Origin of the sequence: Paeniglutamicibacter sp. MACA_103 (genome assembly GCF_045798555.1) — a bacterium.
GTDB lineage: Bacteria > Actinomycetota > Actinomycetes > Actinomycetales > Micrococcaceae > Paeniglutamicibacter.
Genome location: NZ_JBIXLN010000039.1, coordinates 29700 through 47457, shown reverse-complemented (window position 1 = coordinate 47457; position 17758 = coordinate 29700). Strand labels below are relative to the sequence as shown.

Sequence of the window (17758 nt, the reverse complement as noted above, 5' to 3'; positions counted from 1 at the left end):
CTGTCGATGCAGGAACACAAGACCGCCGATTTCCTGGCCAAGCGGCTCGGGGACCTGGGGCTCGAAGTGTTCCGCTGCGGCGGCACCGGCGTGGTGGGCGTGCTGCGCAACGGCGAGGGACCGGTCATCGGCATGCGTGCCGACACCGACGGGCTGCCCGTCCTGGAGGACACCGGGCTGGACTACGCCAGCACCGCCAAAGGATTCCTGGAGGACGGCACCGAGGTCCCGACCATGCATGCCTGCGGCCACGACACCCACATGGCCACCGCGCTGAAGACCGCCGAGCTCTACGCCGCGGCCAAGGACGCGTGGGCCGGCACCATCGTGTTCGTGCTGCAGCCGGGCGAGGAAACAGGCGCCGGCGCCCGCGCCATGGTCGAGGACGGCCTCTGGGACAAGGCGCCCAAGCCGGAAATCATGTTCGGCCAGCACGTGATGAACGGACTCACCGGAACGGTCTCGCTCATGGGCGGCGCGGCGATGACCACGGCCGACTCGTTCAAGGTCACGGTCTTCGGCCAGGGCTCCCACGGGTCCATGCCCGAGCACTCCATCGACCCCATCGTGCTGGGTGCCTCCATGGTGCTGCGCCTGCAGACCATCGTCTCGCGCCAGGTGGCCCCGCAGTCCGCCGCGGTGGTGACCATCGGGTCGTTCCATGCCGGGCTGAAGGAAAACGTCATTCCGGACCGCGCGGTGTTCACCCTCAACGTGCGCACCTTCGAGGCCGAGGTCCGGGACACCGTGCTCTCCTCGATCCGCCGCATCATTGCCGCCGAGGCCGAGGCCTCCGGCGCGCCGGAGCCGCTGATCGAGGACATCTCCGCGTTCCCGCCGCTTTTCAACGACCCGACCGAGACCGAAAAGCTCGCCGAGGAATTCCGCACGGAGTTCGGCGAAGAGCGGGTGCTCCAGGGATCGCCGGTCATGGGCAGCGAGGACTTCGGCGCACTCGCCGCGGCGATCGACGTGCCCAGCGTGTTCTGGTTCTTTGGCGGCAACTCGGCCGAAACCCTGGCCGCGGGCCACCCGCCGGCCAACCACTCGCCGTTCTTCGCCCCGGTCATCGAGCCGACGCTGAGCACCGGCGTGCAGGCAGCTGTCCGCGCCCTGTACTCCAAGGTCGGCAAGTAACACCGCACCCCTTCCGATATGAGACGACCCTGCCCGAATTTTGTTCGCAAGCTGGGTCGTTTCATGTTGGTTGAAGTTTTGCAGCGATGTCGCCGTTGCCTTGAACTGGAAAATGAGGGCTGCCGTGCCTTCATGCTTGCGCAGCGATCTCCCATTGACTCACGATGTCGGATTGAAGTTCGTACTCCCGAGGCACGCGTTTGTTGACACCTCGATGAATATCGTTGACGTAGCCCGCCAACACAAGCGCATCCTTTCCTTGCCAGTTTTTCTTAAGCGCAGCGGCCAAAACTCCATTATCACTTGGCAGATAACCTGAGGCCTTCAGCTTCTTGAGTCCATCGATAATTCGTGGAGCATCGCGGGTGTCATGAATCGTTGCCCCTCCATACGCGATCACGGTGAAGTCGTCCATTGCTTGCCAGAACACCGGGTGGGATATTTCAGGTGATTCAGATCGAAGACCGTCGCCACCCAAACATTCCGGCTCATAAGCATCTACCCATGCTCTAACATCATTTTCGGTCCACATCGTTGCAACCAAAGCAGTCTTCGAATTTTCTTTCTCGAGACCAACGAGCCAATCACGCGTTGGGCAATAGGCAATCCATGGTCCCCTGCTCACTGAGTTGGCAGAATGGTTTCGCGGCTGGGAAAAGTGGGCTCCGGACTTCCGCAAGGCAGAGAGTGTCCTGTCCTCGTCGATTTGGCTGATCCTTGGAACAAGGATGCTGACTTCCGACCACGAAGAGATTAGTGGCCTTACCCAACCCATGGCAGTCTTGAGCGCCTCCGAGGGTTCCATTCCTGCGCCAACATAGGCCCTAGGAAAAGTTCGGATTTGATTATTGAACATGTCGTATTCCATGCTGTGCTCCAGTCTGACGGCTTCTTACGTTGCAATCGAACGTTCTCACACCGGACTGATAGATTGCGTCTGATGCGAGAATTCTGTGCTTCGCGGGCCTTACACTGCTCGCCATTTTCAAAGCGTCAGCAGCTTGTTTTCTGGTTTCGGGCCTGCCTTTCATAACAAGTCCTCAAATTTGGCAAAACCTTTAAATAGGCCCACAGCTAGCAAAGTCCGATCTGGGGACCAACGAATATCCCGTCAGAGTTAGATGGTAAACAGGAACCAACATTGAAATATTGCTTGCCATTCGTTCAGCGCTACACACGAGAACGCAATCATCAAAAGTTAGATTGACAATCAACATGAACGCGTTCACGCGTCAAGTTGTCACCACTGCTACACCCGTCGGGCGTAGTCCTCCTTGAGCACTTCCAGGTGCGACCACGACACCGTGCGCTTGATCCCCGGCAACGCACGCAGCACCTCGAGGGAGTCCAGCAGCGCCGCCGGGGATTCGCCCACCAGCGTCGCCACCGCATCAAACCGGCCAACGGTCTCGGCGGCGAACTCGATGTCGCTCAAGGTTCGCAGCAGCTCGATCACCTCGTCATGGCCGCCGTCGAGATTCAGCCCGATCCCCATGGAGAGCTGCCGCCCGTGCGCACCTCGCGCCTCGACCGCACTGATCTTGATGATCCGCAGATCCAACAGCCTCTGGACGCGGGTGCGCACCGCGGTCGCCGAGAGCCCGACCTCAGCAGACATCTGCCGGTAGCTGGCCCTTCCGTCGGCCTGCAGGAGCGCGATCAGTCGGGTGTCGGTGTCGTCGATCGTCGCATCCCCCGCGTACCTGGAAATGAAGAAGCCCTTGATCAACGAGGTGTAGACCAGGGTGTCGATTCTCCCGACCCCCTCAAGGCCCCTGACATGGGCCAGCGTCCGGTGGAGTTCCTCGTGGCTTGTCACGCGGAACTCGGCGATCAGGTCGTGGTCGCCGCCGACCGCCGAGACCAGCACGGCGTCGGAGTCCCGGACCAGTTCATCGGCGATGGCGCGCACCGGCCCATGCGCCAGGATGGACACGTGGGCGATCACCCGCTGTCCCAGAAACGACGGATCCACCGCCGCAATCACGCGCACGGTACCCGATTCCAGCAACTGCGCCACCCTCGCGGCAATCGTCGCACGCGGAGCGTCGAGGTCCCGGGCGATGTCCAGGAAACTGGCGCGCCCGTCGGCCTGCAACGCACGGATGATCGCCGTATCAATGTTTCGCGCGTCTTTCATGGCTTCTTCTTCCCTCGCCTTTGTCTCGACTTCAAAGCAATAAATAAGCCAAACCGTGCGAACCATTGGTTATGGCGCGCAATCGCCGACACTCTCCGACATTAGTGAAGATTACCCCACAAATCACGCATTTTTTGTGTTTGCGGTCACGTCGGACCGTGGCTACAGTTGTGCGCATCACAGACAAGTTCTGGCTAGAGCTGGAAAAGGTGGAATCTCCCATGGAACAAAATAGGGCCGCAGTGAAAGAATTCAGTCACGCCCGCGCACGGCGGGCCGGCATGGCAGCCTTCGTCGGCACCGCCATCGAGTGGTACGACTTCTATATCTACGCAACGGCGGCCGCACTCGTGTTCGGCCCATTGTTCTTCCCCGAGGCGGACCGCATGGTCGGCGTGGCCGCGGCCTTCGCCACCTACGCCGTCGGCTTTGCCGTCCGCCCGCTGGGAGGCATCATCTTCGGGCACATCGGTGACAAGTTCGGGCGCCGCCCGTCCCTGGTCATCACGCTGCTGGTCATGGGAATTTCCACCGCCCTTGTGGGCCTGCTGCCCACCTATGCCAGCATCGGTGCCTGGGCACCGGCACTGCTGATCTTCCTGCGCGCGTTGCAGGGCCTGGCAGTCGGCGGCGAATGGGGCGGCGCGGTGCTGATGGCCGTCGAACACGCCCCCGAAAAGCACAAGACCTTCTATGGCGGCTTTGCCCAGCTGGGCAACCCGGCCGGCGCATTGATGGCCACGCTGATGTTCAGCGCCCTGACCGTCCAGGGAGAGGACTTCCTGATCAACGGCGGATGGCGGATCCCGTTCCTGCTTTCCTTCGTGCTGATCCTCGTGGGCTTCTGGGTCCGCAACCGCGTCGAGGAGTCCCCGGTCTTCGAGGCCGAGGTCGAGGGCGCCGTCCAGACCTTGCCGCTGAAGACGGCGATCCTGAAGAACTGGAAGGCCATCCTGATCGGCATCGGCCTGCTGCCGCTGTCCACCGGCGGTTACCAGCTGACCACCACCTTCGCCACCGCCTATGGCACCGACCCGTCGGTGGGCCTGGACGAGACCCTGATCCTCAACGCCCTGGCGCTGGCCGCGCTGGTGGAACTGGTTGCGACCCTCGGGGTTGCCTGGCTGGGCGACAAGTGGGGCCGCAAGCGGGTCATGTTCATCGGCCTGCTCGGCTCCATGATCCTGGTGATCCCGCAATTCCTGGTCATGTCCAGCGGACCCGAGTGGCTGCTCTTCGTCGCTTTCTGCGCCATGCGGCTGCTGATGACCGCGACCTATGCACCCATGGCCACGATCATGGCCCAACTCTTCCCGCCGCAGGCCCGCTACACGTCCATCTCGCTGTCCAACGGCGTTGCCGCCGCCTTCTGGGGCGGACTCTCGCCGCTGACTGCCACCCTGCTCTACGCGGCCACCGGCAGCATCTGGCCGGTGTTGTCCGTCTTCCTGGGCATGGGCGCGCTGAGCATCTTCTGCCTGTACCTCGCCCCGCAACACCGCGACGAAGAACCGGCCTTCGACGCCACGACGAACACCGAGTACGACCCGATTGAGGCCACCAAATGAGAAAACTGCGTTCCTTCGACGTACCCGCACGCACCTTCATCCCGCAACTGGTCACCGCATCCACCGTCCACACCATGGATCCGGACCAGCCCCACGCCACGGCGATGCTCCTGCACGACGGGTCCCTGCTGGCCGTCGGCACCGAGGCCGAATGCCGCAAAGCTGCCACCGAGCTGGGCCTGCCCGCGCCCAGCGTGCACGACCTCGGGGACGCCACGGTGGTCCCGGGCTTCATCGATGCCCACGCCCACCCGCTGATGTACGGCCAGCTCAAGACCTGGGTCGACTGCGGACCGGAAAAGGCCAAGAGCATCCCGGAGATCGTGGCGCTGCTCAAGGAACGCGCCGCGGCGACCCCCAACGGGCTGCCGGTGCGCGGCTATGGCTATGAGCAGACCAACCTCATCGAGCAGCGCCACCCCACCGCCGCGGAACTCGACGAGGTCGCCTCCGACCGCGAGGTCTACCTGATGAACGCCTCGGGCCATGGCGGGGTCGTGAACAACTACACCTTTGCACTGCACGGCGTGGACAGGGACACCGAAAACCCGGCGGGCGGCGAATTCTTCCGCGACGAAAACGGCGAGCTCACCGGGGAACTCTCGGATGCCGCCTGCAACATCCTCACCGGCCTGGAAGGCGTGAAGATCGGGCACCACGGCCCCAACTTCCACCTGGCCGACGCCCCCGAGGAGCACCTGCGCCAGCTGCAGATCGCCCAGGAAGGCTTCCTGGCCGGAGGCGTCACCACCGTGGGTGACGCCCAGGTCTCCCGCCGTGAATTCGACATGTACCTGCGCATGGCCGACGCGAACCAGCTCAAGATCCGCGTGGGCATGTACCTGCTCTCGCACCTGTTGGACGAGGCAGCTGAGATGGGCTTGCACGGGGCCTTCGGCAACGCGCAGCTGAGCTTCGCCGGCTTCAAGTTCTACGCCGACGGCACCCTGGGCGGCTGGACCGCCTACTTCCCCGACGGCTACGTGGGCGACCCCTGCCGCACCGGCCAGCTCTACCACGAGCCGGCCGCCTACACCGAGCTCATCGTCAAGGCCCACCGTCTGGGCCTGCAGACCGCAACCCACGCCCAGTCCCCCACCGCCCTGGAAATGGTCATCTCCGCGATCGAGGCGGCCCAGGGGCAACGCCCGGACACCGACGCACGCCACCGGATCGAGCACTGCGGCCTCCCAACCGCGGAGCAGATCGCCCGCATGGCGGCCGCCGGCATCCACCCGGTGAACCAGCCACAGCACTACTACAACTGGGGCGAGGGCGTCACCGACGCGATCGGCACGCCCGGCGAGCGCTTCAACCCGCTGGGCGAATTCATTGCCGCAGGCGTGCCGGTGACCATCAGCTCCGACGCCCCCGTGGCCGAGCCGTTGCCGCTGGAGGCCATCCAGGCCGCCGCGACCCGCGTGACCCGTCAGGGCCACAAGCTCGGCGGCGACGAACTGCTCATCACCGCACGCCAGGCCCTTGAGGCCCACACCATCAACGCCGCCTTCGCCATGGGGCGCGAGGACGACCTGGGATCGCTGGTTGCCGGCAAGCGCGCCGACTTCGCGGTCCTGGCGGCCGACCCGCTGGCCGTGGATGCAGGCGAGATCGCCGGAATCCGCGTGCTGGAAACCTGGGTGGGCGGCATCTGCCACTTCACCGCCGACCGCGAGATCGCCGCGGACAAGGAGCTCGAACATGTCTAACCCGGAAACCACCTCCACCATTAACCTGCCCCAGGGCGTCGTGGCCAACAACGCCGGCCTGGACGTGATGACGGTGCTGCGCAACTACGGCATCGACACCATCTTCGGGATCCCCGGCACCCACAACCTGGAGTTCTACCGGCACCTGGCCCCGCTGGGCATCCGCCCGGTCACCTCCCGCCATGAACAGGGCGCCGGCTACGGTGCCGACGGCTGGGCCCAGCAGACCGGCCTGCCGGGCGTGGTCATCACGACCTCAGGCCCCGGCCTGCTCAACGCGCTCTCCGCCGCCGGCACGGCCTACTGCGAATCCCGCCCGCTGATCATCCTCTCCCCCGGCGTGCCGGTCGGCGAGGAGTTCGCCGACATCGGGTCGCTGCACGAGACCAAGGACGCCACCGGTGCGGTGGGCGCCATCGTTCAGTGGTCACGCCGCGTGGCCTCGGGCACCGAGGCGGTGCAGGCAATCCACGATGCCTTCGAGCTGTTCAGGTATTCGCGCCCCCGCCCGATCCACATCGAGATCCCACTGAACATCCTCGAGGGTCCCTCCGACGCTCCGGCCGAAATGCTCGAAGCGGTTGCTTCCCGGGCACCGCAGCGGGCCAACGCCGAAGCGCTCGCCCGGGCCGCCGTGGCACTGCGCACCGCAACCAACCCGGTCATCCTGGCCGGCGGCGGTTCCTTGCGCGCCGGCGCCGATGTGCTGGCCCTGGCCCAGAAGCTGCAGGCGCCGGTGGTGACCACGCTGAACGGCAAGGGCGCGATCCCCGAATCGCACCCGCTCTCCCTGGGCTCGGACATCCGGCTGGATGTCGCGCAGAAGTTCTGCGAGGACGCCGACGTGCTGCTGGTGCTCGGTTCCAAGGTGGGCGAGGCCGAGCTCTGGTTCAACGCGCTCAAGCCCACCGGCACCGTGGTGCGCGTGGACATCCTGGAAACCCAGCTGAACAAGAACCTTGCAGCGGACATCCCCCTGCACGGCGACAGCGCCGCGGTCATTCCGCAGTTCCTCAAGGCCCTGGGCGACCACCGGGCATCCGCCGCACCGCAGCTTGCCGAGTTGCGCGACAGGATGCGCGAGGACGCCCGGGCTCTGTCCCCCGCCTTCGCCGCGCTGGCCGAACAGGTCGCCTCGGCGGTCCCCGCCAACACCATCATTGGCGGGGACTCCTCCCAGGCCACCTACCTGGGCACGGCAAGCTTCATCCCGCAGGATGCGCCGCACTCGCTGCTCTACACCCCCGCCTACGCAACCCTCGGCTACGGCCTGCCCGCCTCCATCGGTGCGCGGATCGGCGCACCGGATCGCCCGGTGGTCTGCGTGATCGGCGACGGCGCCCTGATGTTCGCCGTCCAGGAACTGGTCACGGCCGTGGAACAGCGCCTCGACCTGGTGGTGGTCTGCGCGGACAACGGCGGCTACGGCGAGATCAAGCAGAACGAGCTGGACCGCGGCATCACGCCCGTCGGCGTGGATCTGGTGCAGCCCGATTGGGCGGCACTTGCCACCGCGTTCGGCGGCACCGGAGTGAAGCTCTCCGACGCCGGCGAGCTGGCCCCGGCCATCCGCGCCGCGCTGGCCAACGGCGGAGTGCAGCTGATCCACGTGCCCATGGCGCTGTTCAGCTAAACGACACCAACCGAGGTGGGGTTGCGGAGAGGATCCTTCCTTCCCGCAGCCCCACCGGCATATGCGCCGCCATTCCCTTTTCCCGAAGCAGGAGCCACCCCTTGCCAGCCACGCCCCGCGTCCTGATCACCGACGCATCCGACCTGGACCACACCATTGCCCTGGACATGCTGGCGAAAGCCGGAATCGAGGCCTCGTACCTGGATTCCCGCGACCGCGAACAGATCCTGGCCGCGGCGAAAGATTGCACCGGACTCATCCTGGGCTACGCCACCCTGGATGCCTCGATGATCGCCGAGCTGCCGGAGTTGAAGGTCGTCGCCACCATGTCTGCCGGCTTCGACATGGTCGATGTACGGGCCGCGGCAGACGCCGGAATCACGGTGTGCACGGTGCCCTCCGCCGCAACCCAGGACGTGGCAACCCACGCCTTCGCCGGAATGCTCGCGCTCATCCGGCAACTGCCGCGTTCGCAGGCGCTGACCCGGTCCGGCGACTGGACCGGCACCGGGCTCCCGGTGCCGCCGCGACCGAGCAACCTGGCTCTGGGGCTGGTCGGCTTCGGGCGGATCGCCCAACATCTGGCCATGCTTGCTACCCCGGTCTTCAAGGAAGTCATCGCCTACGACCCCTTCACCCCGGAGGAGTTCTGGCCCGCTGGGGTGCGCCGTGTCGGGCTGGACGAGGTGCTGGCCGGCGCCAACGTGCTGAGCCTGCACACCCCGTTGACCGCTGAAACCGAAAACCTGATCGATTCCGCGGCCATCGAATCGATGCAGCCCGGCTCTTACCTGGTGAATGTCTCCCGCGGCGGGCTGATCGACGAGGCCGCGGTGCTCGCTGCCCTGGATTCCGGGCAACTGTCCGGGGCCATGCTGGATGTGCTGGCCGAAGAGCCGGCGCCGGCGGACCATTCGCTGGTGAACCACCCCTCCGCGATCATCACCCCGCACACCGCCTACCGGTCCGACGCCTCGCTGCGCGAGTACATCGCCCTGCCGGCACGCAACGTCATTGCCGTCTTGAAGGGCGCCGAGCCGGAAACACCACTTCCGGTTCCCGCCGCCGCACGATAAGAAGACCCGCATCCCAGTGGCCTTGCGCGATCAGCCCACTGGCGCAAGGCTTGAAGGGACAAGACACCGGCCAACGGCAGGACGGCACCATGCTGAAGCTAGAGGACCTCGATCTGGACAGGATCGCCTGGGCCATGCAGGACGACGGCTCCCTGGGTGCTGAGTTCTACCTGAACCTGGATACCGGGGATGTCGTGCTTCCCGGGTTCGAAGAGGACCTAGACATGGATGACATCGAGGAGGGCAACTACGCCTCCATCGACCATCTGGAATCGTACGAGTCCTACCGGCACATGGAGGAGTTCACCGCCGCCCTGCCCGAGGGCAAGGCGCGCGCGGAACTCGAGCAGACGCTGATCCGCAGCAAGCCGTTCCGGCATTTCAGGGAAGTGCTGGGCTACTTCCCCGAGGAACGCGAGGCCTGGTACACATTCAAGGACGAAGCCATGCGCCGGGTCATCGTGAGGTGGCTGGTCGACATCAAGGCCATCGAAGACCCCGATCCCGACGGCACCTCTCAGGACGCAGAATAGGCAGGGGCCCGGTCTCGGGCTCCTGCCTATTCGGTCGAAAGTGAATCAGGTGTTTACATGAATCCGGTGGGAACCAACAGCGCCCAGGTCAGGGCCGGGGCCGCCAGAACGATCCCGCCTGCATAGTACATCAGCTGCTTGTAGACGCGCTGGCGGTCGTTCTCACGGGCGTTCGCGACGACCAGGGCACCGGCGGTGGAGAAGGGCGAAACATCCACGACCGTTGCGGCGATGGCGATGGCGGCGACCACGCCGGAGGCGCTCAGGGTACTAACGGCCAGCAGCGGACCGGCCAACGGAATAAAGGCGGCCAGCAACGCGGTGGAGGAAGCGAAGGCCGAACCGACGCCAATCACGTAGCACAGCACCAGCGCGATCAGGATGGGTGCGCCCAGGGCCAGGGCTTTGTGGGCCAGGGTGTCGATGACGCCCACGTGCGTGAGCAGTGAGACGTAGGTGATCATGCCCGCCACCAGCAGCACGGTTGACCAGGAGATCCCGGCGACGAACTTGTGCTGCTGCTTGATGTTCAGCAGCGCCAGCAGCAAGCCGGCGGTGAGAGCGACGAAGCCGATCGGCAGCCCGAAGCCCAGGGCGCAGACGAGCATCGCGCCAATCAGCAACAGCGTGAAGATCTGCTGTCCCCGGGGACGGTTGCTGCCCGCAACATCCCCGGCGATGTGCCCCATGCCGTCGCCGTCGCGCAACTTGCCCAGGAGGGCGAAGACCACCACGGTCAGCACGGAAAGAATGAGGTTGATGACGAAGCTGGCAACAAAGAGTCCGCCGGGGGAAATCGGGAAGCCGTTTTCCAGCGCGATGTCGTGGACCAGCACACCGGCCACGGACAGCGGCGAGAATCCGCCTGCGTGGGCGCCGTTGATGATGAATGCCCCCATGAGCACCGGGTGGATCCGCGACTCGTAGGCGAAGCCGATGGCAGCAGGGGCCAGCAGGGCGACGGCCGCCGGGGAGAAGGTGCCCAGGGACGTCAGTGCGGCGGCGACCAGGAAGAACACCCACGGCAGCAACATCGTCTTGCCGCGCACCAGGCGCACGCAGTTGCGGACGATGACGTCGATGGTCCCGTTGTGCTGGGCCATGCTGAAGAAGTAGGTGACGCCGATGATGGTCAACACGATGCTGGCGGGGAAGTCCGCCAGGATTTCCTTGTCGCTCATGCCGAGCATGAAGTAGCCGACGCCGAAGGATGCGACCAGCCCCATCACTCCGATGTTGACCGGCCACTTCGTCGCGACCACAAACATCACGACAAGGATGACCAAGGGGATAATCTGCGTGGTAGTCATGGGCGGCTCCGAATCAGCGGCGGCCGCCGGGGCGAAGATGGCACGCCCCATGACGAGGGCGAGCAGACCGAGGAAGGCGATCGCGGCAACCGCAATAAGCATGACACGGCGCTTGCGGGCCGGTCGCACGGATGACGCTTCGCGAAGGTCGGTCTCTGCCGGTGGAGCCGGCTTCAATGCTGTCTTGGTCATGGTGTGTCTCCTCAGTAACTGGCGCTTGCTAGTGAGGCTTCGGCGGCGCTGCCGAGGGCCTCGGGGAGGTGGATGATGGAGCTGGCGATGGTGCGGGCGGTTCGGTCGACGCCGACCAGCAGGGAACCGTCTCGTTCCTCGCTCCACGTCGCGATCACGCCGGCTGGGGTGCGCAGCCGCAGCGTGGCCCGCGGCGTGGCACCGGTGATGTCGCCCAGCACGGTTCCGGGGGTCTGTGCCGCTAGGGTCAGCGCGATGCTTCCGGTGATGGCCAGCGCCGGGTGGGGCTTGCCCATCGAGAGCATCATGACGTTCACGTCGCTATCCGGGTCGGCTGCCGGGGCACCAACGATGGCGACCTTGGGGATGGCCCGGGCGGCCTCGGCGGGGGTGGCCGCGAGTCCCATGAGCACGGCAGCCTGCCTGCGGATCTTTTCCAAGGTGTCCAGCTGCAGTTCGACTCCGCCAACCCAGTTGTCGTACCGGGCGAGATCCAACCCCAGGTCCTCGGCGCGGACAATAACGACCGGTGCCCCCGCGTCCACCATGGATACGGTCCATTGCGTGCCGTCGGCGTCAAGCAAGTCGTTGGCCGCACCGGTGGGCAGCAGGCTGCCGGTGGTCATTCCCGCCGGATCCCGGAAGCCGAGTCCGACCTTGTACCCGGGAAACACGACGCCGGGCATGTGCGCATCCGGAACGATGGGCAGGGCCCCGCCGGGAGTGGCCACACGCTGAACGATGATCTGTCCGGTGTTCGTGTTGCGGGTGGTGATCAGGGTTGCGTCCGACTGCGGGAGCACCCAACCCTTTTCGATCGCATACAGTCCCACGACCGCGGAGCAGTTTCCGCAGTTGCTTCCCCAGTCCACAGTGGCCTCTTCGATGCCGACCTGGGCGAAGGTGAATTCCACATCGATCTCGGGGTCGGAGGAGCGGTGGAGGATCACCGCCTTGCTCGTCGTCGAGGTTGCCCCGCCGACGCCGTCAATCTGGCGTTGGTCGGGGCTGCCGAACATCCGGGGAAGCAGTTCGTCCAAAGTGGTTGCGGTCGTCTCCAGGTGATCGGTTTCGAAGACCCAGCACTTGCTGGTACCTCCGCGCATCCATTCGGCTTGTATCTTCATCGCAATTCCTACATCTCGTCGTGCCGCTCATGTGGATCGGGTCATATGAGCCGGGCGTCACAAAACAATAGGCTGGATCACAAATGAAGACCATGTGAGTCTGATGAATGGGTATGTAGCGTTGCTTAATACATTGTTATGGCGGTCCTATAGACCTGATTTTCAGACTTCGATCGGGACCAGCACCGACTCATTGTCTCTAATGCGCACCAAGATTCCAGAGAATGAACCAAAGGTACATCTGGTTGAAGCATTGCTTACTACAAATGTCAGCGACGGGGGCCACTCGGCTCGTCACGTTCCGCGATGCGCCGCAACAGCAGCCTGGACGTCGAGTGCAATTAAGGGAAAAGTCCGTCCGGCAGACGCCGGACGGACCTCTCTTTTCCCAAACGACGGCTAGCTCTGCCGATTTGTCGTTGGGAGCCTTTTGTTTAGACCGCCTTCAATGTGAGGACCGGGCAGTCTGCCTCGATGAGGATTCGCTGGGCGTGGCTGCCCATGATCAACTTTCCCACCCTGGACCGACGACGCAGTCCGAGGACGATCAGGCTGGCGTTGAGTTCCTGCTGGGTCTGCAGGACCAGGTCGGCGGCATCATGGATGGACGAGGACGGCGGCACCACCCTGACACGGGCTGCGCCCTCGCCGGGTCCGGTGAGGTCAAGCCCGCTGGTTTCGGCCCCGATTCCGGATCCGTTGCCGTCGATGTTGACGACCACCAGCTCTTCGCCCAGACGGGACGATTCTTGGTGGGCCCTCGCGACGGCGGCGTGCCCCTCGGGGGTGTTGGTGTAGCAAGCCACTATGGCCATGTTCTTCTCCTTCTCGAAAAAGGTCAGGAAACGAGCTGGCCGAGCCAGCCCTGGGGCAGATCGATGGGCAGCAGGGTTGGCAGCAACATCAGCACAATGAAGAGGATGCCGGTGTAGATCACCGTGGTCTTGACCCGCGCCCTGGCCACGATGAGCAGGAAGGCCGGGACGAAGATCATCACCGCGGCGAGGTATCCCAACAAGGCGGTCAGGACCAGGAATCCGGCCATCCACGCGAAGGTCTTGAACGCGAAGTGCGTGTCCGCCCGCGGCTTTTCCGATTCCACCGCAGTGGCCGTCGCGGTGGCGAAGTGCTGCGCAGAACCTTCGAGCGCGGACATTCCCCCGGCGGGGACTGCGACACCCCCGTCCGAGGCATCGCCGGTCGGCGATGTTCCACCGGTAGCCGCGTTCACCGGGGGAAGCGAACGTTTCTTGCTCCACACCCGGACTTCCTGGATCAGCAGGGCCACGGCCAGCAGCAGTCCGGCCCACCCGACCAATTGCGGAACCAACCGCGCCTCGGAGGAGAACTGCGAGGACAGGACGATGGAACCGATGAACACGATGAGGGCGCCGGCGCCCGCACCGAGCGACCATGAGCTGTTCTTCAGCGGCGCGTCGGCATCTGCCGCGGACTCGAAGCTCGCGTCGTCGTCATTGTTCAGGCTGCGGCGGGCGCGGAACCACTTGAAGATGTTCCAGAGGATCGGCAACACCAGGATGGCGATGAAGACCATGGTTCCAGGGCGAAGCATCCACTCGAAGCCCTCGTAGAGGCTGTCGGTCAGGAAGTAGTAGCGCTCCAGCGGAATGGCAAGGACGAAGCCGATGAGGAACGGCGCGCGGGGGAAACCCGTTGACTTCAGGACCCAGCCGGCAACGCCGAGCAGGACCATGACCCACAGGTCGCCGAGCTGGCCGCCTTCCTGGAAGGCGCCGAGGAGCATGATGGCGATGAGCCCCGCGGAGAGTACCGCGAAGGGCACCTTGGTGAGGGAGGACAGCGGACGGACGGCAAGGAAGCAGAACAACGCACCAAGCACCGAAGCGATGGCAAACGACCAGACGATCAGGTACATCAGGTCCAGGTGCTCGCTGATGATGGCCGGCCCCGGCTGGATGCCGTAGGTCAGCAGCATTCCCAGCAACATGGCCGACGGCACGCCGCCCGGGATGCCGAAGAGCAGGGTCGGGATCAGGTCGCCGGCCTCGACGGAGTTGTTGGCGCTTTCCGGGCCGACGATTCCGCGGGGATCTCCCTTGCCGAACTTGCGCTTGTCCTTGGCGGTGGCCACGGCCTGCCCGTAGGCCAGCCAGGTGCCCGCGGTGGCCCCGACACCGGGGAGGATGCCGGCCCAGATGCCGATGAGTGATCCGCGGATGACCTGGGACCAGTGGGTGAACCATTCACGGATGCCCGAACCCCAGCCGCCGGTGACCTCGATGGGTGCGTCCTCGCCGCGGCGCTGGCTGGCCCGCGATGCGATCTCGGCCAGGCCGAAGATGCCCAGGGCCACGGCGACGAGGGAGAGCCCGTCGCCGAGGAAAAGGCTGCCAAAGGTGAAGCGTTCCTCCGCCGTGGTGGGCGAGGTTCCCATCATGCCGAGCAGCAGGCCGAGCATGCCGGCAACAAGTCCCTTCACGACGTTGCCGCGGGAGAGCACGGCCGCGAGGGCAACGCCGAGAACCGTGAGCATGAAAAGCTCGGGGCTGGCAAAGGAAAGCACGAGCGGACGTGCCAGCGGGATGGCGAGCGTGAGGCCCACCGCGCCGATGACGCCGCCGGCCATGGAGGAGAGGAACGCCAGGCTCAGTGCCCGCTTCGCCTGGCCCTTCCGGGCCATGGAGTAGCCGTCGAGCATGGTGACAGAGGCCGATGCCGACCCCGGGGCACCGAGCAGGACGGCCGAGACGGTGTCCGAGGTGTGAACAACGGCCAGCGCCCCGATGAGCAGTGCGAGCGCGGAAGCCGGTTCCATGCCGAAGGTGACGGGCAGGAGGATGGCGACGGCACCGGTGCCGCCGAGTCCCGGGATGAGACCCATGACGAGTCCCGCCACGACTCCGATGAGGAGCATTAACAGCAACGAGGGGTCCGCCAGGGAGGCCAGTGCGGCCATGGCTGAATCGAGCATGATGGGTCCTTTACTCGACAGTGATGTCGTAGGTGTCGTGCAGCAGGCGCTGCACGTATTGGCGGGTGCTGTCGGTCACCGTGTAGGCCTCGGCGACACGCTGCGGAAGCTGTGCGTCCGCGCTGATCGGATAGCCGCCCAGGATCGTGTCGGCCTTGTCGTTGAATTCGGCGTCCTCGGACATCTTGTGCGCCGATTCGCGCAGCAGTTCCACGGCCTTGTCCGGGGTTCCCGCCGGAGCCCACAATCCCTTTTGGTAGGTGTAGGTCAGGCCCAGAAGCGTCTTGTAGGCCTCGAGCTTCTCCCCGGACGGTTCGGTTCCGTGGATCTCCTTGTAGGCCTCGACGACGGTCGGGACGTCGGGGAAGTTCGGGTCCCTCGCGACGTTTCCTTGGGCGTCAAGCTGCCCGAAGGACATCAGCACGGTGGCCTTGCCCTCCTCGACGATGCCCTCCACGGCCGAAGCGTAGGAGCTCGTGGTCGTGTAGTCGATGTCCACCTCGCCGCGCTGGAGGGCAAGGTTGACCGGGCCGCGGCCCTCGAACCCGAACGTTGCGGTGGTCTCGGCCTCCAGCAGGTCGAATGCCACCAGGGTGGTCAGGTCGAGTCCGGTGGCGCTGATGCCGCCAAAGACCAACGGCTTGTTGCGATCCACTAGGTCGGAAAGGCCCTCGACGCCGGCGCCGGTGCGGCCGTAGATGACGCCGCCGGTGCCGTTGACCAGGATGGGGGTGAGTTTGTCGAAGGAGTACTTCACCGCATCGCGGCCGAGCACCCAGGGAACGACGGTGCTGGCGGTGCTGACCAGCAGCTCCGTGCCGTTGTCGCGGGCCGAGGTGGCGAAGTGGTTGGAACCGGTGATCCCCTCGCCGCCCGACTCGTTCGTCGGGGCGAAGCCGGGGACGCCCGGAACGAAGTGGACCATTTCCGAGCCCATGAAGCGTGCCCAGGTGTCGGTGCCGCCTCCCTCGGCCAGCGGAATGGTGAGCTCGATCGTCTCGCCGGCAAAGTCGCCGTCCTCCGTGGTTGCAGGAGGGTTCAGCAGGCTTCCACCGAAGATGGTGGTGCCCAGGCCGAGTACGGCAAAGAGGCCGACGGCCGAGAGCACCGAGCGTCGCGCGTGCCGCGGCGGATCGGGAAGCGGGACGTGCCGAAGCAGCGGCGCCTCGACGTCGAGCTCGGGTTCTGGAGGGGTGGACATGATGTACTCCTTCGAGGTGGACGGGGAGTCCGCTGCGTCGGATCCGCGGGAGGGAATGGGCAATGAGGCCCGGGCCAGCACCCGGGCAGTTCGCGTGGAGCCGACGACGTCGCTGCCGTCGACGGTGCGGCGCCAGGTGGAAACGATGCCCGCCGGGGTGCGGATCTTCATCTCTTCCCCCGCCGGGGCGGCGAGGGCGCGGTGGACGACGCTGTCCGGGGTGCCGGCCGCAATGGTCAGCCCCACGCTGCCGGTGATGGCCAGTGCGGGATGCGGATTGCCCATCGAGAGCATCATGATCTGCACGGCGGCGTCCTCGGACGGGTCGGCCGAAGCGTCGAGCGGACCGGCGATGGCAAGCTTCGGGACGGCACGTGCGGCAGCTTCGGGCGTTGGGGCCAATCCCATGGCCACGGCGCCGGCCCGGCGGATCGCGTCGAGACGCTCCAGCTCGGGAAGAACCTCCAACTGCCAGCCGTCAAACGGGATCCCGGCAAGACCGGCGGTGGCCGGGGAGACGATGACCAGCGGGGCGCCGGCGTCCAGCAGCGTGGCTTCGACCGTCTGGCCATCTACCACCAGGACGTCAATCGGGTTCCCGGTCGGCAAGAGCGATCCGGTGGTGCGCCCGGCCGGGTCGACGAATCCGAGTCCCACCGCGGTGCCCGGGAACGGAACACCCGGGATGTGCGTGTCGAGTTGGGGATCCCAGCGGCCACCCGGGGTGGCAACGCGCTGCAGGATCATCTGGCCGGTGTTGGTGTTGCGGGTCCGCACGAGCGTCTCGCCGGGTTGGGCCTGGACCCATCCCTTGTCCAGGGCGTAGGGAGCCACGACGGCCGAGCAGTTGCCGCAGTTGCTTCCCCAATCGACCTTGCCTTCGTCGATGCCGATCTGGGCGAACGTGTAGTCGACGTCCACGTCGGGATCGGTCGAGCGCGAAAGGATGACGGCCTTGCTGGTCGTCGAGGTGCCGCCGCCCACGCCGTCGATCTGCCGGGGGTCCGGGCTGCCGTAGATGCGGAGCAGTGTTTCATCGAGTGTGTAGCCGGGGACATCGAGTAGCTGGCGTTCAAAGACCCAGCATTTGCTGGTCCCTCCCCGCATCCACACCGCGGGCACCATATGGGTCGTGGTTTTCATCTGCCGTCCAAGTCGATACGAGTGAGGTGCCGGTGT

General features: G+C 65.4%; 13 protein-coding genes. 6 read left to right on the top strand and 7 right to left on the bottom strand.

From position 1 onward, the window contains the following. The coding region (locus ACIPVK_RS16860; RefSeq protein WP_407613137.1) for an amidohydrolase at positions 1 to 1137 on the top strand (1137 nt) is incomplete at its 5' end. Between the two features lie 130 nt (positions 1138 to 1267). Here the strand turns inward: ACIPVK_RS16860 and ACIPVK_RS16855 are convergent. Together ACIPVK_RS16855 and ACIPVK_RS16850 are read right to left on the bottom strand one after the other, a co-directional pair. Further along, the gene (locus ACIPVK_RS16855; protein WP_407613136.1) at positions 1268 to 2005 is read right to left on the bottom strand and encodes a hypothetical protein; all 738 of its coding nucleotides are present in this window, start codon (positions 2003 to 2005) and stop codon (positions 1268 to 1270) included. 381 nt (positions 2006 to 2386) lie between these two features. Beyond that, positions 2387 to 3277 (bottom strand): Lrp/AsnC family transcriptional regulator, encoded by an 891-nt coding sequence (locus tag ACIPVK_RS16850; protein WP_407613135.1) that lies wholly within the window; start codon positions 3275 to 3277, stop codon positions 2387 to 2389. Positions 3278 to 3558: 281 nt separating this feature from the next. On the opposite strand from ACIPVK_RS16850, the gene ACIPVK_RS16845 reads away from it, so the two are divergent. The 5 genes from ACIPVK_RS16845 (at position 3559) to ACIPVK_RS16825 (ending at position 9796) form a co-directional block, all read left to right on the top strand. Next, positions 3559 to 4845: an MFS transporter gene (locus ACIPVK_RS16845; protein ID WP_407613134.1), complete on the top strand. Its 1287-nt coding sequence runs from the start codon at positions 3559 to 3561 to the stop codon at positions 4843 to 4845. Beyond that, positions 4842 to 6554 (top strand): amidohydrolase, encoded by a 1713-nt coding sequence (locus ACIPVK_RS16840; protein ID WP_407613133.1) that lies wholly within the window; start codon positions 4842 to 4844, stop codon positions 6552 to 6554. The genes ACIPVK_RS16845 and ACIPVK_RS16840 overlap by 4 nt, the downstream gene beginning before the upstream one ends. After that, positions 6547 to 8187: a thiamine pyrophosphate-binding protein gene (locus ACIPVK_RS16835; protein ID WP_407613132.1), complete on the top strand. Its 1641-nt coding sequence runs from the start codon at positions 6547 to 6549 to the stop codon at positions 8185 to 8187. Before ACIPVK_RS16840 ends, ACIPVK_RS16835 begins: the two co-directional genes overlap by 8 nt. 101 nt (positions 8188 to 8288) lie before the next feature. Next, positions 8289 to 9263, top strand: coding sequence for a C-terminal binding protein (locus ACIPVK_RS16830; RefSeq protein WP_407613131.1), 975 nt, complete (start codon positions 8289 to 8291; stop codon positions 9261 to 9263). Positions 9264 to 9352: 89 nt separating this feature from the next. Next, positions 9353 to 9796: a UPF0158 family protein gene (locus tag ACIPVK_RS16825; RefSeq protein ID WP_407613130.1), complete on the top strand. Its 444-nt coding sequence runs from the start codon at positions 9353 to 9355 to the stop codon at positions 9794 to 9796. 53 nt (positions 9797 to 9849) lie between these two features. Here ACIPVK_RS16825 and ACIPVK_RS16820 read toward each other — a convergent pair whose 3' ends face one another. The 5 genes from ACIPVK_RS16820 to ACIPVK_RS16800 all read right to left on the bottom strand — a co-directional run bounded on the left by ACIPVK_RS16820 (position 9850) and on the right by ACIPVK_RS16800 (position 17722). Continuing rightward, positions 9850 to 11298: an SLC13 family permease gene (locus ACIPVK_RS16820; RefSeq protein ID WP_407613129.1), complete on the bottom strand. Its 1449-nt coding sequence runs from the start codon at positions 11296 to 11298 to the stop codon at positions 9850 to 9852. Positions 11299 to 11309: 11 nt separating this feature from the next. Continuing rightward, positions 11310 to 12425: a PrpF domain-containing protein gene (locus tag ACIPVK_RS16815; RefSeq protein WP_407613128.1), complete on the bottom strand. Its 1116-nt coding sequence runs from the start codon at positions 12423 to 12425 to the stop codon at positions 11310 to 11312. Positions 12426 to 12859: 434 nt separating this feature from the next. Then, entirely contained in the window at positions 12860 to 13240 is a 381-nt protein-coding gene (locus tag ACIPVK_RS16810; RefSeq protein WP_407613127.1) for a universal stress protein, read from the bottom strand. Between the two features lie 23 nt (positions 13241 to 13263). Then, entirely contained in the window at positions 13264 to 15378 is a 2115-nt protein-coding gene (locus tag ACIPVK_RS16805) for a tripartite tricarboxylate transporter permease (protein WP_407613126.1), read from the bottom strand. Between the two features lie 10 nt (positions 15379 to 15388). After that, on the bottom strand, positions 15389 to 17722 hold the full coding sequence (locus ACIPVK_RS16800) for a PrpF domain-containing protein (RefSeq protein ID WP_407613125.1): 2334 nt from the start codon (positions 17720 to 17722) through the stop codon (positions 15389 to 15391). Between the last annotated feature and the right edge of the window lie 36 nt (positions 17723 to 17758).